Source organism: Wolbachia endosymbiont (group B) of Aricia artaxerxes, from assembly GCF_964026975.1.
Classification (GTDB): domain Bacteria; phylum Pseudomonadota; class Alphaproteobacteria; order Rickettsiales; family Anaplasmataceae; genus Wolbachia.
In genome coordinates this window covers 1,239,591-1,262,781 of sequence record NZ_OZ034718.1, presented here as the reverse complement: position 1 = coordinate 1,262,781, position 23,191 = coordinate 1,239,591, and the positions used below count along the sequence as shown (strand labels likewise).

The 23,191-nt window shown below is 34.5% G+C and carries 17 protein-coding genes and 1 pseudogene; 11 read left to right on the top strand and 7 right to left on the bottom strand.

The window, feature by feature from the left end:
* Positions 1–90 precede the first annotated feature (90 nt).
* On the bottom strand, positions 91–2,541 hold the full coding sequence (gene topA / locus AAGE00_RS05705; RefSeq protein ID WP_341815203.1) for a type I DNA topoisomerase: 2,451 nt from the start codon (positions 2,539–2,541) through the stop codon (positions 91–93).
* Between the two features lie 648 nt (positions 2,542–3,189).
* On the opposite strand from topA, the gene AAGE00_RS05700 reads away from it, so the two are divergent.
* Both AAGE00_RS05700 and radA read left to right on the top strand, forming a co-directional pair.
* Positions 3,190–4,461, top strand: coding sequence for an MFS transporter (locus AAGE00_RS05700; RefSeq protein WP_052264750.1), 1,272 nt, complete (start codon positions 3,190–3,192; stop codon positions 4,459–4,461).
* A gap of 66 nt (positions 4,462–4,527) precedes the next feature.
* Positions 4,528–5,871 (top strand): DNA repair protein RadA, encoded by a 1,344-nt coding sequence (gene radA / locus AAGE00_RS05695; RefSeq protein ID WP_019236958.1) that lies wholly within the window; start codon positions 4,528–4,530, stop codon positions 5,869–5,871.
* A 483-nt stretch (positions 5,872–6,354) separates the two neighbouring features.
* Here radA and AAGE00_RS05690 read toward each other — a convergent pair whose 3' ends face one another.
* Together AAGE00_RS05690 and ftsY are read right to left on the bottom strand one after the other, a co-directional pair.
* Positions 6,355–7,314: an IS5 family transposase gene (locus AAGE00_RS05690; protein ID WP_341815149.1), complete on the bottom strand. Its 960-nt coding sequence runs from the start codon at positions 7,312–7,314 to the stop codon at positions 6,355–6,357.
* Between the two features lie 436 nt (positions 7,315–7,750).
* Entirely contained in the window at positions 7,751–8,662 is a 912-nt protein-coding gene (gene ftsY, locus AAGE00_RS05685; RefSeq protein ID WP_019236959.1) for a signal recognition particle-docking protein FtsY, read from the bottom strand.
* 176 nt (positions 8,663–8,838) lie between these two features.
* Here ftsY and iscU point away from each other — a divergent pair, with 176 nt between their 5' ends.
* From iscU to AAGE00_RS05665, 4 genes are read left to right on the top strand one after another with little or no spacing between them, the layout of a single operon-like run.
* Positions 8,839–9,222: a Fe-S cluster assembly scaffold IscU gene (gene iscU / locus AAGE00_RS05680; RefSeq protein ID WP_007302620.1), complete on the top strand. Its 384-nt coding sequence runs from the start codon at positions 8,839–8,841 to the stop codon at positions 9,220–9,222.
* 5 nt (positions 9,223–9,227) lie between these two features.
* Positions 9,228–9,614, top strand: a complete 387-nt coding sequence (locus tag AAGE00_RS05675; protein ID WP_006012614.1) for a HesB/IscA family protein — start codon at positions 9,228–9,230, stop codon at positions 9,612–9,614.
* Entirely contained in the window at positions 9,607–10,065 is a 459-nt protein-coding gene (locus AAGE00_RS05670; RefSeq protein ID WP_007302621.1) for an iron-sulfur cluster co-chaperone HscB C-terminal domain-containing protein, read from the top strand. Before AAGE00_RS05675 ends, AAGE00_RS05670 begins: the two co-directional genes overlap by 8 nt.
* The gene (locus AAGE00_RS05665) at positions 10,043–11,938 is read left to right on the top strand and encodes an Hsp70 family protein (RefSeq protein WP_341815202.1); all 1,896 of its coding nucleotides are present in this window, start codon (positions 10,043–10,045) and stop codon (positions 11,936–11,938) included. The genes AAGE00_RS05670 and AAGE00_RS05665 overlap by 23 nt, the downstream gene beginning before the upstream one ends.
* A gap of 3 nt (positions 11,939–11,941) precedes the next feature.
* Here AAGE00_RS05665 and lepB read toward each other — a convergent pair whose 3' ends face one another.
* The gene (gene lepB, locus AAGE00_RS05660; protein ID WP_341815201.1) at positions 11,942–12,727 is read right to left on the bottom strand and encodes a signal peptidase I; all 786 of its coding nucleotides are present in this window, start codon (positions 12,725–12,727) and stop codon (positions 11,942–11,944) included.
* 199 nt (positions 12,728–12,926) lie between these two features.
* On the opposite strand from lepB, the gene AAGE00_RS05655 reads away from it, so the two are divergent.
* Positions 12,927–13,283 carry a TrbC/VirB2 family protein gene (locus tag AAGE00_RS05655; RefSeq protein ID WP_007302624.1) on the top strand — a complete coding sequence of 119 codons (357 nt, stop codon included), beginning with the start codon at positions 12,927–12,929 and terminating at the stop codon, positions 13,281–13,283.
* Between the two features lie 2 nt (positions 13,284–13,285).
* On the opposite strand, the gene AAGE00_RS05650 is transcribed toward AAGE00_RS05655, so the two are convergent.
* A complete protein-coding gene (locus AAGE00_RS05650; RefSeq protein ID WP_213863949.1) occupies positions 13,286–14,284 on the bottom strand; it encodes a pyruvate dehydrogenase complex E1 component subunit beta in 999 nt (332 codons plus the stop codon).
* Positions 14,285–14,344: 60 nt separating this feature from the next.
* Entirely contained in the window at positions 14,345–15,646 is a 1,302-nt protein-coding gene (locus tag AAGE00_RS05645; protein WP_213863950.1) for an ankyrin repeat domain-containing protein, read from the bottom strand.
* A gap of 325 nt (positions 15,647–15,971) precedes the next feature.
* Between AAGE00_RS05645 and uvrA the strand changes: the two genes are divergently transcribed.
* Positions 15,972–18,785, top strand: a complete 2,814-nt coding sequence (gene uvrA / locus AAGE00_RS05640; protein ID WP_213863951.1) for an excinuclease ABC subunit UvrA — start codon at positions 15,972–15,974, stop codon at positions 18,783–18,785.
* A 51-nt stretch (positions 18,786–18,836) separates the two neighbouring features.
* A complete protein-coding gene (locus AAGE00_RS05635) occupies positions 18,837–19,541 on the top strand; it encodes a ComF family protein (protein ID WP_010405036.1) in 705 nt (234 codons plus the stop codon).
* A gap of 115 nt (positions 19,542–19,656) precedes the next feature.
* On the opposite strand, the pseudogene AAGE00_RS05630 reads toward AAGE00_RS05635, so the two are convergent.
* A pseudogene (locus AAGE00_RS05630) lies at positions 19,657–19,938 on the bottom strand (transposase); the annotation flags it as partial.
* A gap of 482 nt (positions 19,939–20,420) precedes the next feature.
* Between AAGE00_RS05630 and AAGE00_RS05625 the strand changes: the two are divergent.
* Both AAGE00_RS05625 and AAGE00_RS05620 read left to right on the top strand, forming a co-directional pair.
* A complete protein-coding gene (locus AAGE00_RS05625; protein WP_213863952.1) occupies positions 20,421–21,479 on the top strand; it encodes an ankyrin repeat domain-containing protein in 1,059 nt (352 codons plus the stop codon).
* A 317-nt stretch (positions 21,480–21,796) separates the two neighbouring features.
* Positions 21,797–23,134, top strand: a complete 1,338-nt coding sequence (locus tag AAGE00_RS05620) for an AAA family ATPase (RefSeq protein WP_213863953.1) — start codon at positions 21,797–21,799, stop codon at positions 23,132–23,134.
* Positions 23,135–23,191 lie beyond the last annotated feature (57 nt).

The window sequence follows — 23,191 nt, the reverse complement described above, 5'->3', positions numbered from 1 at the left end:
TTTTCTTTCTTGTAATTCAGGCTCTTTTTTTCTCAGTTCCAGCGTGTAGCGCTGGAACAACAATAAAAAGCATATGGTTATGCAAGAAGTCTACTTTTTATTCTTAATTAACTCTAAAGCCTTCTTCAGATCTATACTTTCAATATCTGCATTCTTGCCCAACGCAACGTTTGTTTTACCGCATTTTATATAGAATCCGTACCTACCGTTGCAGATAAAAACTTCTTTTCCCTTTTCATTAAAACCAAGAGATTTTAGCTCTTTGCGTGGGCTGCTCTCAATAATTTGTATAGCTTCGTTTAATTGTGTGTCTAATACCTCCTTAGAGCTTTTTTTAAGAGAAAAGTATCGACCATCATAGAGAATATAGTACCCAAATCGTCCAAGACCTATTTTTACTTCTTTTCCAGTTTCAGGGTGCTCTCCGATTATTTTCGGCAGGGAAAGTAATCGAGTGGCGGTATTTAGATCAATATCATTAACATTTATATCTTTTGGTACAGAAATCTTTTTTTTCTTTTCTGACTCACTATTAAACTCCAGATAAAGTCCAAAAGGACCTTTTTTGATCATTACCTCTTGGCCTGTCATATCATCTATACCCAAACTTTTTGGATATTCTGAATTGTCATTACTGCCCGTAATTTCTTTTGTATGATTGCATGCAGGATAGTTAGAACATCCAAGAAACACACCGGCTTTTCCAAAATTTAATTTCAATATACCACCAGAGCAATTAGGACATTTTTTACCTATTTCTTCCTTTCCTTCCTCTGAGCAAAACCAATTGACTACCAAATCATGAATACCACTAAAAATCTCATCATGTGTCATTTGCTTAACAGAATTTACATGATTAAAAAATGGCACCCAAAAATAGCCTAGTTCTTTTTTCCAATCTGCATGTCCATTTGAGATTGAATCAAGCCTTTCTTCCATTTGTGCTGTAAAGTCATACTCTACACAACGCTGAAAAAAAGTTTCCAAAAATATAGTCACGATCTTACCGCGGCTGCTTGGAATAAATCTTTTGTTATCCAATGAAACATATTCACGATCTTGTAATACCGAAATAATTGTTGCATAAGTTGATGGGCGACCTATACCGACTTCTTCCATTTTTTTTACTATACTCGCTTCACTATAACGAGGTGGCGGTTGAGTAAAATGCTGTTTCGGATCAACAGAAATCAACTTGCACGCTTCCTCTTCCTTCATGGCAGGTAGCAGACCTTCATTTTCGGCTTCTATGTTATCTTGATAGACTTTATAAAAACCATCAAAGAATATACTTGATCCACTTGCTCGCAGAATCACTTTCTGGTCAATAGAACTAATTTCAACTACCACTTGATCAAGAATCGCCGATTCCATTTGACTTGCAATGGTTCTTTTCCAGATTAAATCGTACAATTTAAATTGCTCTGGCGTTAAGTAATCCTTAATACTACCCGGTGTTCTATTAATATCAGTTGGCCGGATTGCTTCATGTGCTTCTTGAGCATTTTTGACCTTTTTTACATATTTACGAGGAGAATGCGGTAAATATTTATCACCATATAATGACTTAATTGATCCCCTGATTGAGTTTATAGCCTCATCTGCAATATGAAACCCATCTGTACGCATGTAAGTTATCAACCCTACGGTTTCACCACCAATATTGATACCTTCATATAAATTTTGCGCTACTCGCATAACATTTTTCACATTAAAATACAGTTTATTCACTGCATCTTGCTGAAGACTTGAGGTGATAAATGGAGGAAGCGGGTTTCTCTTAACTTGCTTGCGTTCTACTGTGCTTACAGCATACTGCCTTGACTCGATCTCCCTGACTAAGTTCTTTGCCTCTTCTTCATTCTTAATATCAAATTTTTCTAGCTTTTTATTGTCATAGTGGCTTAGCATAGCAAAAAAAGCCTCATCTTTGCTATTTTGCATTTCTGCCTTTATGCTCCAATACTCCTGTGTTATAAATTTACTAATTTCATCTTCTCGTTCGCATATAAGCTTTAATGCAACAGACTGCACTCGCCCTGCAGATTTGCTTCCCGACAATTTTGTCCACAGCAGCGGTGACAAGCTAAATCCAACTAGATAATCCAAAGCTCTGCGTGCTTGCTGTGCACGCACTAAGTCCATATTAATTTCACGTGGATTTTTTATAGCTTCTTGCACTGCTCTTTTTGTTATTTCGTTAAAGACTACTCTATGAATGTTACTTTCATCATTGATTGCTTTTCTTTCCTTTAGTGCCTCTATCACATTCCAAGCTATTGCTTCCCCTTCTCTGTCTGGATCTGTTGCAAGGTATATATCTGATGTTTTACTAGCTTCCTTGACTAACTCTTTTACATACTTTTCTGCTTTTTCAATAATCTCATACTTCATGGCAAAGTCATTATCAGGATCAACAGAACCATTCTTCGCTGGCAGATCTCTGACGTGGCCAAAAGATGCAGCCACTTTGAATTCTTTACTCAAATATTTACCTATCGTCTTTGCCTTTGCTGGCGACTCAACTATTAATAATGCCATAATTATTAGTACTTAAAGGTAATATGTTGAAATATATAGAATAAAAAGTAAAAAAATATTTTAATGGTCTTTCCAATTTTTCTAAGTAATTGTTTGATGTTCGCAAAAAAACTAATGAAAGAACCTGCTTTATAAATTTTTTCAACTCCCTTACCATAAGGATAACGCTATACTATTTATCTTCGTCTGTGCAGATTAAACGACAAAAGCATAACGCAGTTGTCGTCTTATTTTTAATTTTTTGCACTATGTGCATCTTATTTCTTTACAAAACTTCCAGTTTTTTAACCATATAAGCTGAAACGGGCTGTTTAAGACAGGCCAATTTTCAGGATTAGAGCTAGCTAATAGGGGGTTTCTTTTGTCTTTTTTCTACTTGGTAAATTTCTTGATATTTGTAGCTAAAGTAATTTAAGAGAGGTGTCATCCCAGTGTCGGAGCACTGGGATGACAAGAAAAGGAGTACTGGAATGACACATTCCACCATGTCATTCCAGCGGATGACCAGATTTTTTTATTTGATCCCAGACTGGCTGGTTATGCAAGTTCCAATTTTAATAATATTTACATATAAGCCATACGCTTGAGTTGCAAAGTTCTAAAAAGCAGCCAAAATAAAAATAAGTAGACATTTACAAATTAAACTAAGTGTACAATCAACAAACAAGAGTATTGATTGCAACAATACTCTGTAGAATCGCAATATGGTATGACCATATGCTCTTTATTGATCTGGTTAATATAATTAGTAGAGAATTTTGTTATGCAAAAGATATCTACTACAGCATATTGCAATTGTTTGGAATTGCAGGACTGGGTGCAATGGTAAGACCACTTGGTGCATCTGTATTTGGTCACATTGGTGATAGGTATGGAAGGAGAATGGCGTTAACGATTGCTATCTTGCTAATATCGATTCCTTCTAGTCTCGTTGCGTTTATTCCAAGTTATAGTAAAATAGGAATAACCTCTACTATGTTGCTTCTTACAATCCATCTGATACAAGGGGTTGCACTTGGCGCTGAGCAAGGAGGTAGCTCTGTTTATCTCATAGAGCATTTACCTAATAAGAAAAAACTAGGAATGTTTTTTGGAATAATAAGTTTTGGTCGCTCTATTGGCATATTGCTCTCTGTGGTTGCAGTGATCATCTGTAAAAAAACCACTGATTTTAACGCTTGGGGTTGGAGGCTGCCGTTTATTTTTTCAGCCATTTTAGGATTAATAAGCGCATATAGTATATATACACTAGGAGAAACTCCAGTGTATGAAAAAAATCGAGAACAAAGAAATTTACCTAATTTACCAATAATAGAGCTTACAAAACGCTATAAAAGAGCCCTGATACTTGCCATTTTAATATCTGTACCTGTTAATGTTGCTGTTGGATTTACCATATTTCTTAGAACAATTGCAAAAGAAATAGTGTCTGTTGAAACTTATGTAACAACGTATGTCAACGAAGTTGTACTCATTATAACCAGTATATTAATGCCGATATCTTCAATAATGCTTGGAATTTTAGCTGATAAAACAGGAAGAGAACGCACTGCAATCTTATTTATAGTGATAACAATGGTATTATGTTGTCCTATGTTATCTATTGCATATTACTATAAAAGCTATCTTATAATCATGTTGAGTGTTATGGCTCTTTCTATAATCGAGAGGGGTATTAATCCTATAGGGATAGTTACTGCTGAGCTTTTTCCTACTAATGTTAGATTTAGTGGTGTGAGTTTATCACGTAACATTTCTTATGCCCTGCATGGTGGATTTACTCCTATGATATGCACTGGGTTTACTATAATGTTTCCTAAAATAGACTTTGCTGCTGGGCTTTATGTAATTTTTTGCTTATTAGTCAGCTTAGTAGCAATATTGCAAATAAAACCACAAGATAAAAAGTGTGATTGGTAATTTTCTCTATTTAAATTTATTTCACTTATTTAGCTAATTTTTATTAGAATTATAATTTTGGCTTTTATGAAAACTGCATACGTATGTCAATTCTGCGGTCATAGCACTGGAAGGTGGGTAGGAAGGTGTATTGCATGTGACAGTTGGGATACGGTTGTCGAAGAAATAGTACTAAAAACAGAAACGAGAAGTACATCTGCACCAATTTCAATAAAAGCGTTATCAGATAGTGAAATTATTACCCCCGATCGTTTTTTAACAGGAATAGAAGAGTTAGATAGAGTTTTTGGTGGAGGTATCGTTCAAGGTGCTAGCATTTTAATTGGTGGTGAACCTGGAATTGGCAAATCTACTCTTTTGCTTAGGATTGCAGCTAATGTTGTACAACTTTCCTCTTTTGAATGTCTTTATGTATCTGGCGAGGAATCTTTAGAGCAAGTGAGCCTCAGAGCAAAGCGTCTTAAGATAAATGAACCTAAAATTAAGCTTTTATCTACAGTATCTTTAACTGATGTAGTAGCAACAATAAGGAAAAATAAAAGTATTAAGTTCTTGATAATTGATTCTATACAAACTATGTATGATAGCAAAGTCACATCAGCACCAGGAACTGTAACTCAAGTCCGTACCTGCGCTCATGAATTGACTGTTCTTGCAAAGCAATATAGTGTTTCTCTCTTAATAGTTGGCCATATAACGAAAGATGGACAAATAGCAGGACCTAAAACCCTGGAGCATATGGTAGATACAGTACTATATTTTGAGGGTGAAAATAGTAATCAATATCGCATTTTACGCACTATTAAAAATAGATTTGGCCCTGCAAATGAAATTGGTGTTTTTGAGATGTCTGAAGCAGGACTCATGCCTGTTGATAATCCATCATCATTATTCTTGACCGTACATGATAGAGAAGTAGTTGGCAGCGCCGTATTTGCAGGAGTTGAAGGCTCAAGACCAATCTTAATGGAAGTGCAAGCATTAATAGCAAGGACTAATATGGCAACTCCAAGAAGAGCAGTAGTTGGTTGGGATATTAATAGATTAGCTATGATAATCGCGGTTCTAAGTGCTCGTTGTAAAATGTTTTTGCATGATAAAGAAGTATACCTAAACATTGCGGGAGGACTCAAAATACAGGAACCATCAGCTGATCTTGCTGTTGCTGCTTCCCTTATTTCAAGTTTAGTAAATTTACCGCTACTAACTTCTTCAATAATCTGCGGTGAAGTTGCACTTTCAGGAGAAATTAGAAATGTTTCGCATGCTGATCTCAGACTAAGGGAAGCACAAAAGTTAGGATTTAAAAAAGCGATTATGCCTAAAAATGGCAATTATTCTTCTCATGATATTGAGATAATTAAGCTTGGTCATATAAAAGAGTTAAAAGAGGTCTTCAATCACAATTAAATATTATCTGCATGAACATTTTGCTTGTGGGAAGGGTGTCATCCCAGCTTCCATAATGTCATCTGAGTAGGTGACACTGGCTTCTTTTTTTACTGTTTTTACTGTAATTAAAAATTCATTGGATCTTGATTATATATTTCCTCTGCTATAAGCAATAATTTTTCGCTCTCATCAAAGAGACTTTTTGCGCTAGCTGCTAATTTCTCACTAATTTGTGGTAGACATTGTCATAATATACTCCTTAAATTTTTAAAATATATTTATGTTGGTATACAAGTATCAATATTACATTAATATAATTGCTTTTTAGGCATGAGTGACAAGCTGAAGTGGTTTTTAATTACTCAAAAAACAGAAACGTTTCTATTTCCTACACTTTCTAAAACCATAGGCGCCCATTATTAGCTAAAGTAAAGGTCAAGTATCTGGAATTCTGGACGGCTTTGTTGCATAGCACTGATAGGCATGTAAATCACAGTGAATTTACGCAGCTAATTTAAATTCAGCCATACCTATATCAGTAAATTTGTTCAATAAGTAGCACTTAATTAACAGCTCTTTTTCACGATTTACCTCTGATTTATTTTTCAAGCCAAACCCAAATATTTGCTTCAACCTATAGAAAAAGACTTCAATATAAGACCGTGCTCCATACTTAACTTTTTTCTTCCATTCATTAATACCATCTTCATAATTCTCATATGACCTAATTCTACTAATATACTTGTTTCTTTCTGATAAGTAGTCAGCTAAACAAATTTTAGTATCCTTCCTAGGGCGAATAATAGGCACAATATTGTATTTTCTGCATTCTTTATACACACTTTTTATATCATAAGCCGCATCTGCTCGAATAGAACAAATGTTATATTTATCACTGACTTCTTCTAACATATCGCAGACCGGCAAATAGTCTACAGCAACACCACTAGTGTAGTTCATGCTTATTGCTTTCTTATCATTTATGTTTAAAACAACATGTAATTTTCTTACTTGACCATAACCACTGTATTTTCTTTTTCGAATATTAAGCTTACTATGCCCACCGTTATTATTGTAGATACTAACTCTAGTGCTATCTACGGCAATTTCAACATTTTCCAGATCATCTTTATTGCTTCTATGGTCATCAATCTTCAAATTAAGCTTTTTAAATCTTCTGGAAGCTTGTGTATAGCTGATAATCTTAAGTTTTTTGCCTATTTGTACCATATAACCTTTTACAAAACCTACAGCTTGTCTCAAGCCAATTCTAAAAAGATGAACTATTATGTGTATTAAAATTACAACTTTATCACTATAAGTGTTATTGCCACCTGCAACTTTTGGACTATTTTCATACCAATTTTCTATGGCTTGATTAACAAAATGAAAAACATTTCCTCTTTTTTTGAGAAACTCGTTATATTCTCTTTGGTTACTTACTCTCATTTTTTGTGGCATAAGTTGTACTTGTTTGAAAAATGCCTATTTTACAACAAAATTCGTTAGTAGCCATATATTAAAAAGCTTTTCTTCTTACAATAACCTCAACCAACACTAGCTATGCAACAAAGCCATTCTGGACATAAAATCCTCCTGTGTAAAAAAGAGTTAGAAAAAAAATGCAGTGCACATACGACAGATATACACTGAAGAATACATTTTTTAATAAGTTTGATTAAAAAGTCTGCAGACTAAAGATAGATTTTGAGCTCTTAAAATATCTCTATTTGTAATTATAATGAGATTGAAAATATGCGGAAGTAATTTTTATACGTTAACGGCTCACCCAACCCAATAATCACTTGCAACCAGCGTCACATGCTGGAATGAGACCATCTAAAAACGGCTTCTCATGATAATTAAGCTTGGTCATATGAGAAAATTAAAGAGATCTTCAATCACATTTAAACAGCGCTTCAGCAAACTCTTTGCCAGTAAATTCCCTCAGGTCTTCTATACTTTCACCAATTCCTATAGCGTGTAATTTCACCTTATAAGCTTCTGCAAGCCCAATCACTACTCCACCTTTGGCAGTACCATCTAGCTTTGTTACAATTAACCCGGTAACACCAACCATTTTACTAAAGGCCTCTAATTGGCTATAAGCATTTTGGCCAGTAGTTGCATCAAGAACCAAAATAACATCATGAGGAGCAGTATCATCCAATTTCTTTATCGTTCTATGTATTTTTGACAGCTCTTGCATGAGATTTACATTGTTTTGTAGCCTTCCTGCTGTATCAATTAAAACAACATCAACGCTATCTTTTATCGCTTGATTTACAGCTCTATATGCCACACTTGCAGAATCGCTACCGTGTTCTCCAGTAACAATAGAGCAATCAGAACGTTCTGCCCAAATATTTAATTGCTCACTCGCAGCAGCTCTGAATGTGTCGCACGCAACAAGCATAACGGATTTTCCTTTTTCCTTATATTTATAGGCAAGTTTACCTATAGTTGTAGTTTTTCCATTACCATTCACTCCGCACACCATTATTATGTGTGGTTTTTTATTCAAAATGAGCGGCTGCACAACAGGGTTTAATATTGTTTCTATTTCGCTCATTAACTGCTGTGTGATAATGTTATGTTCAACTTCTGATTCAAATTTGATACTTGCGAGCTTATCAATAAGCAATCTAGAAGTTTTATGACCTATATCCATGCTAATCAGCAGCTCTTCCAGATCATCTAAAAGCGACTGATCTAATTTTTTTTTGCCAGAAAAAATATTTTTTACTCCATCACTAAAACGGGAGGAGGTTTTTAATAGTCCTTGATAAAGATTACTGAATAAACTCAAGAAATACTCCTTTCAAAATTACCATATAAAGAATGACATGCACTATATGTATTTGTAAAGTAAATACACTCGTAACCTATATATTTTGTGAGTAAAATGTACTGCTTGCTAGTGTATTTTACTTTAGTTTTTAACCTAAATATGTTATAATGTAAGTAATGGTTTACGGGTAATCTATGAGTTATAATGAGAAAATTTTAGATCATTACGAAAATCCAAGGAATGTTGGTTCTCTGGATAAAAATGATCCAAATGTTGGTACTGGTTTAGTTGGTGCACCATCATGCGGAGATGTAATGAAACTGCAAATAAAGGTCAACGATAAAGGTGTTATTGAAGACGCAAAATTTAAAACTTTTGGTTGTGGTTCTGCTATAGCTTCAAGTTCTTTGCTTACAGAAATGATCAAAGGAAAAACTATTGAGAATGTAACAAAGATAAAGAATACTCAAATAGTGGAAGAATTGTCTTTGCCGCCAGTAAAGATACACTGTTCAGTACTTGCTGAGGATGCTATAAAAGCTGCTATTCATGATTATCAAAATAAACAAAAACATTGAGGAATATGAGTGAATTTCAAGGAGTAAATTCTGTTAAAAAACCTATCACTCTAACTGCAAATGCAGTAGAGAGGGTAAGGTTTTTATTGGACAAAAAGAAGCATGCTAACCTTGAAGAAGCAATAGGAATAAGAGTTCTAATTAAGCAAAAAGGATGCTCTGGTTTAAAATATGATATTGAGTATGCATATGATGTTCGTCCTTTGGAGTCGGTAATTGAAGAAAGCTGCAGTGATGATCAAAAAGTCAAGGTGCTGATCGATCCAAAATCTATCATGTTTATCCTTGGCTCTGAAATGGATTATGTAGAGGAAAAATTCTCATCAGGTTTTATTTTCAAAAATCCTAATGAGAAAGGAAAATGTGGTTGTGGAGAGAGTTTTCATGTCTAGCAACCATTTCACATTATTTGGAATTGAACCGGCTTTTAACATCAGCTTTGATGAGCTGGAGAAAAAATATATTGAGCTAAGCAAAACTGATATAAATGAAAGAGAGTCCAAAAGTATGGAAAATATCAACAAAGCTTATCAGGTACTGAAGTCACCGCTAAAGCGTGCCGAACATTTGTTGGATCTTTTTGACGTAAAAAGCAAAAAAGAGCATCTTGATCCTGAAATATTAAATGAATCAATGGAAATAAGAGAATACTTTCTAGACTGCGATGATTTACAATTTGCAAGTAGGATGATTGATGAAAAGGTAAAAGATTGTACTAAAAACCTAATTAATGCTTTTGCTACAAAAAATTTTGATGAAGCTGCTACGCAAGTTTTTAGATTGAGATATTTATATAAGTCATTTGAGGAGATAAAGGAAAATGCGGCCAGTTCAAATTTCTGAACCAAGTTTAAATGAGGTAGTTTTTGGTATAGATCTTGGAACTACTAACTCTTTAATTGCCATGGTAAATAAAGCTGGCAATGTAGAAATATTTAAAGATGAGCAAGGTCGTGAACTATTACCTTCTGTCATTTCATATGAAAAGGATGTACTAAAAGTAGGCTACGATGTTGGCGAAAACGCTATCTGCTCTATAAAACGCTTAATGGGTAAAAGTGTTAAAGACTTGCATAAAGAAGGTATCAATTGTGAAATAGATAACGAAAGTGAAAAAGTTATTAGGGTAAAATGCTCAGAAGAAAAGTATCTCACTCCTATTGAGATCTCTGCTGAGATACTAAAAACTCTATGCAAGAGGGTAAAAAAATTCACAGGGATGAAAGTTAACAAAGCAGTGATTACTGTACCAGCTTATTTTGATGATTCAGCACGTAACGCAACCAAATATGCAGCAAAATTAGCTGGCATAGATGTTCTTCGCCTCATTAATGAACCAACCGCTGCAGCACTTTCTTACTCCATTGAAAAGAACAATAACAGTGGCATATATGCAGTTTATGACCTCGGTGGTGGAACATTTGACATTTCAATATTAAAATTACATCAAGGAGTGTTTCAAGTTCTTGCAGTTGGTGGTGATACTAAACTTGGTGGTGATGATTTTGATCATCTACTTAGTTTAATCGTGCTTGAAAAGTATAGAGAACAGGTAGGTTTAAATAAAAAATGCTCTAGTGTCATCCCAGTGCTCCGACACTGGGATCCAGAAAGTTTGATTGCAAGTGAACACACCAGAAAGTTATATAATAAGAACTGGATTCCAGTGTCAAGCACTGCACCATCTGATACAACTACCTACAAATTACAACATTCATACACTAAAACTGGTATCTGCAATATACGTGCTATAAAAGAGTACCTAAGTGAAGATACCTCTGGCACTTTTGAATTCAGCATCAATGGTGAATTATTTAAGTGCAAAATTACCAAAGAAGAATTCGAGCAAGCAATCAGTCCTTTGGTTAATAAGACTATGAATATAGTTACTCGTACTATAAGCAACATAGATCTTAAAATCGATGATATAAAAGGGGTAATTTTAGTTGGTGGCGCAACTAGAGTGCCATTAGTGCAAAATTCACTAATCAAACTCTTTGGCAATAAAGTGCTGAATGATGTGGATCCGGACAAAGCAGTTGCCAATGGGGCAGCTTTGCAGGCTCATTATTTAACTTCAAACTCAAAAGATAGGAATATTCTCCTTGATGTGCTGCCTTTATCACTTGGCATAGAAACTATGGGGGGAATAGTTGAAAAAATTATACCAAGAAATACACCACTACCAGTTTCAGAAATAAAAGAGTTTACAACTTACGCTAACGGGCAAACAGCAATGAAAATTCACGTTTGTCAAGGAGAACGTGAAATGATAAAAGATAATAAATCTCTAGCACTATTTGAACTCAAAGGTATACCACAATTGCCTGCAGGTTCTGCAAAAGTTGAAATAGGATTTACAGTTAGCATTGATGGAATATTGACTGTCACTGCAAGAGAAAAAACTACTGGAGTCGAACAGACAGTTAAAATAAATTCAAGCTCTGGCTTAAATGAAGAAGATATTCAAGATATGGTCAATCAGTCAGTAAGTAACTTTGATGAAGACATGAAGGCTCGTTCCCTTGCAGAGGCTAAAATTAACGGTAACAAGCTCATACATCTAGTTGAAAATGTTTCCACTGAGCAAAAGTTAAAAATTTTACTACAGAACGCAAAAGACGCTTTACAGGAAAATGACTTAGACAACATTAATAATGCTATCTCTGAGTTAGAAAACTCTGCTTTAGAATTATGCGAATCAGCAGACAGATAGAGTTCATACAACTTTGTGAAGTACCCTGTCAAATCTCAGAGCAATAGGTAACCTAAAATCAAACGGCAACCAATCAACTTTGCCTAATTTAAACGATAAACCAACCATGCTTACGCGTCCAACTATATTTTCAGTTGGTATTAACCCAATTTCAGAAAACCTGCTATCAAAAGAATTATTTCTATTGTCTCCCATAACAAAAAATTGATCATCAGGCACATAATAAACTGGAGTATTGTATGATAACTTATTAGAAAGATTATCTATTAGAATTTCATGCTCCTTGCCGCTCGGGAGTGTTTCGATGTATCTTGCTATATTACGCTTTGACTCATAATCAAAAAAATTTTCAATTTGTCTTCGCTTTACTTTCTGATCATTTAAATATAATTTCCCCTCTATCATTTGCACTTTATCGCCCGGTATTCCTATTACCCGCTTAACAAATCTAATGCTGTCATTTCTTGTAGGCTTGAAAACTATTATATCACCACGCTCCGGAGGGGTATAAAAGATTCTACCGCTAAAGATGTTTGGAGAAAATGGAAAAGAGTGTTTACTATAACCATATGAATATTTACTAGTAAAAATATAATCTCCCTCAAGTAGAGTGCTTTTCATTGAACCAGAAGGAATATGAAATGGCTCAAATAAAAAACTACGTATTGATAGCGCAATTAGTAGCAAAAAAAACAGTGAAGATAAAAACTTTCTCGTTCTTGCTATCCGGTTCTCTCTCAATTCTTTCAATTTTATTTTCTTTATAAATTTAAGCTTATCATAACACATAAAAGTGGTAATGTGAAATTTTACTCATGGGTGTTATTGCTCTTTTTCGAAAGTCGAAATAAGCTCTCAAGTAATTGACAGTGATTGATAACCAATAGACATCATTTGCTATGCAATATTGTATAAATCACAATGCTAGTTTTACTAAAAATTATACTATTTTAGATATAATTATAGTATTTAAACTTAAGGTATAGGGATGAACCCTACAATTAGAAAGGTTTTTTGTATTCTACTTATAGTATTATTTATTTCTTTTTCTCATGTTGGAAGTGCTGCTAACTCTAATGACGATACAACTGCTCAAGTAATATGTAATATTATTGGCTACGTTTGGGGAATAGGTGGACCGCTTATGACCGTAGTGATAATAGGAGCAGCTTTACTTGCAATATTTGGTAGAATGCCGTGGCCTGCTCTTTTCGCCCTCGGTGTATTTTGCGCTGTGTTTTTTGGCGCTAAAACTATTGTCATAAAAGTAATGGGTGGTATAAACTCTACAAATGCCTCTTTTATGGAAGAATGTGGAACGGGAGATAAAAAAAAGAGTCAATAGGACTATTTCTTTCTAAAGCAGACTTGGTGCACAGCTTCAACTATATCTTCCACTTGTGGTAATGCTTTCTTTTCTAGGTTTGCAGCATAAGGTAAGGGGACATCCTTGCCGGTTACCCGTACAACCGGAGCGTCAAGGTAGTCAAATCCTTGTTCCATAACCATGGCTGAGAGTTCTGCTCCTATTCCTGCAAATGGCCAACCCTCTTCTATGCTTACTAATCTATTGGTCTTCTTAATAGAGTTAATAACTGTTTCAGTGTCAAGTGGTCTTAAGGTTCTGAGGTCGATAACTTCAGCTTCTATTCCTTCACTAGAGAGTAAATCTGCTGCATTTAACGCATCCATTAGTTTCAATGAAAAAGCAGTGATAGTTACATCCTTTCCTTCCCGTATAACAGCAGCTTTGCCTATCTCAAGTAGATAATCTTTATTTGATAGCTCAGAGTCAGGAACTTCATGCTCATGTCCATAAGCGATCTCGTTTTCTAGAAATATTACCGGATTAGGGTCACGAATTGCAGCTTTAAGCAGACCTCTGCAATCGGAGGCAAAGTAAGGTGCTATTACTTTCAACCCTGGAACATGCGAATACCAAGATGCAAAGCACTGAGAATGTTGTGCAGCAACTCTTGCTGCAGCTCCATTTGGTCCACGAAATACTATAGGGCATCCAAGTTGTCCACCCGACATATAATTTGTTTTTGTTGCGGAATTCACAATTTGGTCGATAGCCTGCATAGAAAAATTAAAAGTCATAAACTCGACTATTGGCCTCAGTCCAGCAAATGCTGCTCCAACAGCAAGACCAGCAAATCCATGTTCAGTAATGGGTGTATCAACTACCCTATTTTCTCCAAACTCTTTCAGTAATCCTTTCGTTACTTTATAAGCACCATCATACTCTGCAACTTCTTCACCCATGATAAATATATCAGGGTCATTTTGCATTTCTTCTCTGATCGCTGTGCATAAAGCTTCTCTTACACTTAAGATTGCCATTTGTAAACCTGTAGATTTCAACTGAAATAACTATATCAAAATTACCAGGAAGCGCACAAGTTAAGTTTTACAAGCATCATGTTGCACTGAGCATTGAATACTTACTTCTTTTAATTCAGTAGGTTGCGGTGATAGTGCGTATGTAACTCCACCGACTATCAATGAAGACATCACAGAAGTTGCAATCATCAATAGAATTGGTAATTGGAAGGCTATACTAAAGGCAACACCTACTGTCAACATGATTGTAAAGTTTACAGAAGCAATTTTTAAGAAAGACAGTTGTCTTTTTTCTGTTTTTTCTAGTAATACTTTATTTGCTTTGGTTTTGCTTAATTCACTATTAAGTGTTGTATTTTTACTTTTTAGATCTTGTATTTGTTGTTTTAGTGATTGATTCTCTTCACTGAGTTTATCAAGTACTTCTAACCTATTCTCATGTCCACCCATGCAATTCTTTACCCGTTTTAATTCCTCATCTGCCTCTTGTAATTTCTGGATTTGGCTATCTCGCAACTGAATTTGAGATGGCAAACTTTCTAAAGTTTGATTATCAACTGCCTCGTCGTGATTTATTTCGGAGCAGGAAGAGGTATTAAATGTAGTTTCAAGTTCTAGACCGCTGTCATCACTACTAACACTTTCGTCAATAGGAGTCTGTTTACCACTACATGTAGCACTTTTTCTTTGCGGTGACTCAAATTTTTCTACCATATTCTTAACACTAACACGTAAGTCTTGCTCACTTACTAAACTGTCACTACTTTCGCACGTAACAGGAGCCTGTGCACCACTACGTATGGTATCATATTGTTTCACAGAATTTATAACATCTGCTGGTGCAGCAGTTTTTTTCTCATGCTTTGTACAAAAATTTTGTTCTGCTTCCTTTAACATTTTTACTATAGCTTCTTTATTTTCTATATTACCAACCACCTCCCTTGGAGTCTTATTTTTGCTTTTTAATGAAGGATTAACTCGATCATCACTTAGTAGTTGTTTTACCATGCTTTCATGTCCACAAGAAGCAGCAATATGCAAAGCAGTTAGCCCATCATTTTTAGAACCATCTTTTACTCGAGCGCTAACACTTGCTTTCTTTTTCATTAGAAATTCCGCTATCAAAAGATTGTTGCATGCTGCAGCAAGATGTAACAACGTCCAATCTTCTGCAGCTTCTTCTGAAAATTTTATACTAAATTGATGTTCTTTACTAAAATTTTTACTAAACTTGTTGTACTCTCCTGCATCTTTTCCTTTTAACTCATTCTTTATTCTTTCAAGTAAATTATCTTCATCCAAATCGCTACTTTCACTTACCTCATTTATTATTTCAAAAAACTTCTCCTTCTCTATTGCCACAACCTTTCCCTCTCAATTTATTTTTATCACTGCATAATCTCACAAAAAAGTTAAATTTATCAAAATTCTATATTTTATATAAAATAAAATTTCCTGTTTCCAAAAATTGGTAAGCATGTTTTTGATGAGATTGTAGAAAACATACTTTTATGACACCATTTGTTGTACGAACTCACTTGGCGAAAACAGATGTTTATATAGTTGTATGGCAAAATGTTTTGCACTAGTTGTGCTACTTCGTTTTCCGTAATAGTTGAAAAAATTAGTAGAAAGTTGTTGTAAGTTTATGTATTTTGAGGCTGTAATGGTCAAAGGTACATGAAGTATGATCAGAGTTAAAGGTGCAAGAGAGCATAATTTGCAGGGTATTGATGTCAATATACCAAAAAATAAGTTAGTTGTTATAACTGGACTAAGTGGTTCTGGTAAGTCTAGCCTCGCATTCGATACGATTTATGCAGAAGGCCAACGCCGATACGTCGAAAGTCTATCGGCTTATGCACGTCAATTTCTTAATATTCAAGATAAACCTGACGTTGAATCGATCACAGGCCTCTCTCCTGCAATATCAATTAACCAAAAATCGATCTCAAAAAATCCAAGATCAACTGTTGGAACCGTTACTGAAATTTATGACTATCTACGCTTAATATATGCGCGAATAGGCATTCCTTACTCACCCGCAACTGGATTGCCAATAACGAAACAGACTGTATCTCAAATTGTAGATACTATTACAGCATTACCTTTAGAAACTAAAGTATATATAATTGCTCCTATTGTACGTGGTAGAAAGGGAGAGCATCTAAAAGAGATACTGGAAATTAAAAAGCAGGGTTACGTAAGACTAAAAATAAACGGTGAAATATGTGATATAGATGACTTGCCTAAGCTCGATAAAAACAAGAAACATGATATTTTTGTGATTGCAGATAGAGTGTCCATATCAGATGATATAGGAAATCGACTACCAAGCAGTATAGAATCAGCATTGAGACTTGCCCATGGCTTAATGTATGCAGAAATAGTTAACTTACCTGATAACCACAATTCCGAGTATAAAAATGGTCAAACTTTAACTTTCTCAGAGAATTTTGCATGTCCTGAGTCTGGCTTTACTCTTGAAGAAATAGAGCCAAGATTGTTTTCTTTTAACAGCCCCTACGGTGCATGCAGTTCATGCAATGGGCTCGGTAAAAAGCTAAGTGTTGATGCAAAGCTAATAGTGCCAGATGAAACGCTCTCGATATCTGAAGGTGCTTTAAAGCCAATTGGATCAATATTCCGTCAAGTGCATACAAACTATGGATTGCTAAAAAATGCAATTCTGTCACTGGCTGAAAATTGCAAATTTAGTCTTGATGTTCCGTGGAAGAATATAGACCAAAAAGTGAAGGATTTAATACTTTTTGGCTCTAGAGAAATGAAATTTCAAGGTTTGGTCAGTATCCTAGAACGCCAGATGGATTACGATGCATCACTTATTGATAGGTATTGTTCTGTTACTGACTGCAAAGAATGTGCTGGCTATAGATTGAGAAAAGAAGCACTTACAGTGAAAATTGATGAAAAACACATAGGTGAAATATCAGGGCTCAGCGTCGATGAATCCCTTGATTGGTTTGAAAATTTGCCAGACAAGCTCACAGAACAACATAAGCAAATTTCAAATAAAATATTAAACGAAATAATCAAAAGGCTGACATTTTTAAAGAATGTAGGGCTAAATTACCTTACACTTGACCGTGAATCTAGCACTCTCTCTGGTGGTGAAAGCCAGAGGATCAGGCTTGCTTCGCAAATTGGCTCTGGTTTAACAGGAGTGCTATACGTGCTTGACGAACCCTCAATTGGCCTTCATCAATGTGATAATGATCGATTAATTGCCACACTTAAAAATCTGAGAGACATGGGTAATACTGTGATTGTTGTTGAACATGATGAAGACACAATAATGGCTGCTGATTATGTGATTGATATTGGTCCTGGAGCTGGTGTAAACGGAGGAAAAGTTGTTGCAGAAGGAACACCAGATCAGTTACAAAAAAATTCAGAGAGCATAACAGGACAGTATTTAAGTGGAAAGAAGGAAATTTCAATTTCAAAAAGAAGAAAGCAAACGACTCAGTTCATAAAGGTAGTTAATGCTTGTGAGAACAACTTAAAAAATATAAATGTTGAATTTCCTATAGGGAATTTTATTTGTGTTACTGGAATATCAGGAGGAGGGAAATCAAGTTTAGTGATAGAAACATTATATAAATACTCAGCACACAAGATAAATCATTCATCTGCAAGGCATGGTCAATGCGACAAAATAGAAGGCCTTGAGTATATAGATAAAATTATAGAAGTTGATCAATCGCCAATTGGTAGGACCCCAGCATCAAATCCAGCAACATATGTTGGTATGTTTACTCACATCAGAAATTGGTTTGCAGGTCTCCCAGAGTCGAAGGCACGAGGTTACAATATAGGCCGATTTTCATTTAATACCAGGGGAGGAAGATGTGAAGCTTGTAAAGGTGATGGGCATTTAAAGATCGAGATGCATTTCCTACCGGATGTTTATGTGAAATGTGAGCAATGTAGAGGACAGAGGTATAACCGAGAAACATTGGAAGTTACTTACAACGGAAAATCAATTTCTGATGTGCTTGATATGACAATAGATCAAGCATGTGACTTTTTTGAAAATCTTCCAATGATAAAGGAAAAGTTGATTTCTTTACAGGAAGTAGGGCTTGGCTATATAACGCTTGGACAGTCGTCAACAACGTTGTCCGGGGGTGAAGCACAACGAATAAAGCTGTCTAAGGAACTATCAAAGCGATTTACCGGGAAAACATTGTATATTCTCGATGAGCCAACAACTGGGTTACATTTTGAAGATGTAAATAATTTACTGAAAATACTCCATAGGCTAGTTGATTTAGGAAATACTGTTATAGTTATTGAGCACAATTTACATGTTATAAAAACTGCTGATTACATAATAGATATTGGTCCAGAGGGTGGAGTAAAAGGTGGCGAAGTGGTTGCTGTAGGAACTCCAGAAAAAGTTGCACAGACTCCAAAAAGCGTTACAGGCAAGTATCTTAAAACATATTTATTGGATCAAGTATCGACTATTTCTTAATAATTAGGTTATGAGGAGCATTTTAAAAGGTATACCTAACATATTTAATTCATGAATCTTCTCTTATTAAAAAAAGCTACAGATCTCATATTTCCAAACGTATGCGTAAGTTGTGAACGTATAATTGATAAAAGTTATGATTTATGTAGTGAATGCAATAAAAAAATCAATTTTTTAACTAAGCATTACTGTAATGTTTGTGGTGTAGTAATTCCAGATAACATTGATACATGTGGTAAATGCATCAGTAACCCTTCACCATTTAAAGTATTAAGATCAGTTTTTGCTTATGATGAACATAGCAAAAATATGATTATAAATTTTAAATTTTTTGATAATTTAAATTATGTGAAAGTCTATGCAAAGTGGATGTACAAAGCTAACAAAGACATGTTTCAAAATGCAGAGGTCATAGTTCCCATACCGCTACATAAAATACGCTTATTTAAACGTAAATATAATCAAGCAGCATTGCTCGCGAAGGAATTAAGTAAGTTATCTAATTTATCTTATACACCATTTGCAATAAAACGTATTCGTCACACCAAACCTCAAGCTGGTCTTTCACTTAAACAGCGTGAAAAAAATTTGAAAAATACTTTTAAAGTAAGTAACAGCGAAATTATCAAAAACAAAATCGTGATATTGGTTGATGATGTAGTAACAACTGGCGCAACCGCAAGGTCTTGCTCTCAGGAAATTTTAAACTCTGGTGCCAGAGAAGTGAGAGTGCTATCGCTTGCAAGAACTGTATGAAAATCAGCTTTAAGGTATAATTTTCATTTTTGAAAACTGTTTAGTGTCTTAGTACTAACTTGTGTATCATTCCTCTTAAAAAAAAGTCTAGTTATAGTGTATACGGAGTCTATAATTATAGCTCTTTTTCTAATAGTTCGAATAGCTGAATATTCTTTCTGGCTAAATTTTTTATAACAAACCAATGGTTTGATTAAAATCAGGAGAATATGGAGGCAGATATATAACTTCAGCACCGACACTTTTAACAAAGTCACTTATTTTCTATGAAAAGTTGCATTATCCAAAATCACCCAGCAAAAAGCTTGAACTAGCTATTAAAAACGTCTGTATCGCAATAGCCTTCAAAAATCATAGGCGCCATAATTTTTCCCTTATTCAAAGCTGCAATCATATTTTTGAATACTCACTGCATTCAGAAAAAAATAGGTACATGCTAGTGTAATAGCACTGGATGTAATAATTGGAACAAGTAAAAAAGCCTCTATTAGTTTTCTTATAGAGCTGGCTGGTTTAATGCTGTTATTATTCAATGATGCAAAATAATTTTCACTAAGGTTGGCCATCCATTTTGCGCCAGATAAGACCCTCTCACTATTTTTTTAGATAAGTTGACTTGTATTTGCTTTCCCATGTTTATAATTATGCTAATAATAAATATGATAAGATCAGTATAAATTTTTTACTTCCGTGTTTTTTCTATTGTTGTTTATAATGACTATAGTTACATCACATATTTCTTTCAATTAAATGGATCAGTTATTTATTGCAAATCACTGACTTTTTTAATGGATTCTTTTTCTAAATAATTTACAAAAATGTGTTTACTTTTGTTTGTAATTGTGTAGTAACTGCAACGTAAAGTTATAGGAGGTAAAGATGAATTTTGAAAATCTGAAAAAGATATTAAGTGCAATTGATAAAGATGCAAGTGTAAATAAAGATAACGTAATTAATAAAATAAAAGAGGTATTGCGAAGGGAAGATACAATAGCGTATCAAGAGTGGGAAAATAAAAATTTTAGTATAAATCATACATTCATCCAAAGTGATCCTGATGCCGAATTTACATTATTAATTGCAGCTGCAGCATCTAGCTGTAAGGATTTAGTGAATGTTTTATTAGATAGGCATGCGGATGTTCATGTAGAAGATGAAAATAGAGAGACTGCTTTGCATCATGCCGTTTATAGTAGATGTGTAGGTGTAGTAAATGCTCTACTAAAAAAAGGTGCTGATGTTAATGTAAAAGACAGAAGTGGTAGTACTCCTTTGCATTATGCTACTATATATAAATTCATAGATGTAGTAAATGTTCTACTAAAAACAGGTGCAGATATTAATGTAAAAGATGAAAATGGTAGTGCTCCTTTGCATTATGCTACTTTAAGTAACCATGTAGAGGTAGTAGATGCTCTGTTAGCTGAAGGCGCAAGTGTTCATGTAAAAGATAGAAATGGTAGTACTCCTTTGCATTATGCTGCTAAAAATGGCTATTTAGAGATAGTAGATGCTCTACTAGACAGAGGTGCAGATGTTTATAAAAAAGATAGTTTGCAGAAAACTCCTTTGTATTATGCCATTATAAATCACCAAGAAGATACGGTAGAGAGTATAAAAGGGTTTTTAAAAAATAAAGTAGTTCAAGGTAGTGTAGTTGTTGGTGGCTTAGTTGCCATGTTAGGGAATTTTGTAACATCGACGCTTTTTATAACCGAGACAATGGAAATTACATTAACATCTGTTACGGCAGCAATAGCTGTATCTGCATCAACAGCATTAACATCTGGTTATGTTAAATATCTAATGTCAAAATTCGATAACGAAATAAAAGAAATAAAAGAGCGACAAAACGTAATGGAAGGGAGGCAAAGCTTAACAGAAGGGTGGCAAAGTGTAGATCTACAAAGCATACGTATACATAATGCTCTTTCGTAAATTTTTACTTCCGCACTTCTTTAGTGTTGCTTATGATAACTATAGATTCATATTTTAATTAGAGGCTTTAATTACCTACTTTAAGTTATTGAATTTCTTATCATAGCATCTGTCATTCCAGTACCCTGGAATGACAGAAAAAGAACACTGAATTAAAAATACAACATACCATCTTATATCTTAATACTGCATAATACCTCGATCATAGATTGATTAAGGACACCTTGAGTTATCTCTTTAATTAGTCTTGATTTACTATGAAAAGCTTGTACTCTTTAAATGTATTATTTATAAATTAACTGTTTATAAGCTAAAATATGTCTAGTAGAGCTAATATACCTTTTTTTATAGCTGGTGCTATTGCTTCTCTTACATTAATTACATCTGGAGTTTTTGCTGTAGCTCCTTACGTTGCATTTTTATCTTCAGTTGCAGCTTTAAATATAGCTCCCCCTGTTATTTTTATTTTATTTGCGCTTTCTGCAGTAGTAATTGTGTTTTCATATAAAATGATTAAACAAAATAAAAAATCTCAAGAAAACTCGAAAGCTGAAGTCGAAGAGCCGAATAAAGGGTTAAGGAAAGAAGAAAATAAGCTAACTCCAATTAAAGAAGAATTAGAAGATGGAAAGGATAAAGAAAATAAATACGGGTTTAGTGGTCTAGAAGAAAAAGTTCATAGAATTTTAGAGAATTTTGTAACGAAAGATGAAGTGAATGGGTTAAAAAAAGAGGTTAGTGACCTTTCTGCACAGTTAATTAATAGTACTGCAATAGATGAAGTAGAAGCAAAGCTGAATATGGAATTTTACGCAAAAGGTGAAGAAAGAGGGTGGAATACAACATTTAGTGATATTATATTACCAAATGACATAAAAGAAAAATTGAAAGGGATTTGTGAGTTACAAGGCAGAGGATATCTCTTGTACGGTCCACCAGGAACTGGTAAAACTAGTATTAGTAAGGCAATTGCAAATCAAACTAAATCTCTATCTGCGTTTATATCTATTTCTGCATCTTGTTTGTCTAATAAATCGAATATAGATCAAATTTTTGAGAAAGCAGAGACAAACAGTCCGTGTATAATTTTTATAGATGAGATTGACGGCATTGGCAAAAAGCGCACTTCCAGTGAAAATGCAGGACCTTTAACTCATTTACTCACTAAATTGGATCGAGAGTTTTTATCCTCAAAAAATATAACGGTAGTTGCTGCAACTAATCATAAGAATCATTTAGATCCTGCGCTTATTAGGGGTGGTCGTTTGGAGTGTATTGAGGTTCCTGGGCTGGATAAAGACGATACACGTCAAAAAATATTACAAGAACGGCTCATCAAAAAGTTAAAAGATAGCGATATGAAAATTCTTGTACAGGCTAGTAAGGGATTCTCAATGGCAAATCTGATTTGCTTAATCGATAAAATAAGCGAAACTACAGAAAAGGAAGGCGAAATAAAATATCTTCGCACTTTCTGTAAAAATTTCAAGAAGGAGCATAACATAAAAGATGAGCCAGATAAGAAATATAGTAACGGGAAAACTAAAAACAAGGATATAAGGCTATCATCTGGAAGCTTATCTAGAAGTTCATCAGTAAGCTCTTCATTGAGTGATGTATCTTCTCGAGGAAGTAAGTGGCAAATCGAGGAATAAAGAGAATTACTACACAGTCTGGTCATGCAAGTCGAATCATGTCATTCCAGTGCTTGA

What these genes read in the sequence shown, in the direction of transcription:
- AAGE00_RS05620 (WP_213863953.1), top strand. Translation starts at nt 21,797, where the DNA reads ATGTCTAGTAGAGCTAATATACCTTTTTTTATAGCTGGTGCTATTGCT.
- AAGE00_RS05675 (WP_006012614.1), top strand. Translation starts at nt 9,228, where the DNA reads ATGAGTGAATTTCAAGGAGTAAATTCTGTTAAAAAACCTATCACTCTA.
- radA (WP_019236958.1), top strand. Translation starts at nt 4,528, where the DNA reads ATGAAAACTGCATACGTATGTCAATTCTGCGGTCATAGCACTGGAAGG.
- AAGE00_RS05635 (WP_010405036.1), top strand. Translation starts at nt 18,837, where the DNA reads ATGAATCTTCTCTTATTAAAAAAAGCTACAGATCTCATATTTCCAAAC.
- AAGE00_RS05650 (WP_213863949.1), bottom strand. Translation starts at nt 14,284, where the DNA reads ATGGCAATCTTAAGTGTAAGAGAAGCTTTATGCACAGCGATCAGAGAA.
- AAGE00_RS05690 (WP_341815149.1), bottom strand. Translation starts at nt 7,314, where the DNA reads ATGCCACAAAAAATGAGAGTAAGTAACCAAAGAGAATATAACGAGTTT.
- AAGE00_RS05625 (WP_213863952.1), top strand. Translation starts at nt 20,421, where the DNA reads ATGAATTTTGAAAATCTGAAAAAGATATTAAGTGCAATTGATAAAGAT.
- iscU (WP_007302620.1), top strand. Translation starts at nt 8,839, where the DNA reads ATGAGTTATAATGAGAAAATTTTAGATCATTACGAAAATCCAAGGAAT.
- uvrA (WP_213863951.1), top strand. Translation starts at nt 15,972, where the DNA reads ATGATCAGAGTTAAAGGTGCAAGAGAGCATAATTTGCAGGGTATTGAT.
- AAGE00_RS05670 (WP_007302621.1), top strand. Translation starts at nt 9,607, where the DNA reads ATGTCTAGCAACCATTTCACATTATTTGGAATTGAACCGGCTTTTAAC.
- AAGE00_RS05655 (WP_007302624.1), top strand. Translation starts at nt 12,927, where the DNA reads ATGAACCCTACAATTAGAAAGGTTTTTTGTATTCTACTTATAGTATTA.
- topA (WP_341815203.1), bottom strand. Translation starts at nt 2,541, where the DNA reads ATGGCATTATTAATAGTTGAGTCGCCAGCAAAGGCAAAGACGATAGGT.
- AAGE00_RS05665 (WP_341815202.1), top strand. Translation starts at nt 10,043, where the DNA reads ATGCGGCCAGTTCAAATTTCTGAACCAAGTTTAAATGAGGTAGTTTTT.
- lepB (WP_341815201.1), bottom strand. Translation starts at nt 12,727, where the DNA reads ATGTGTTATGATAAGCTTAAATTTATAAAGAAAATAAAATTGAAAGAA.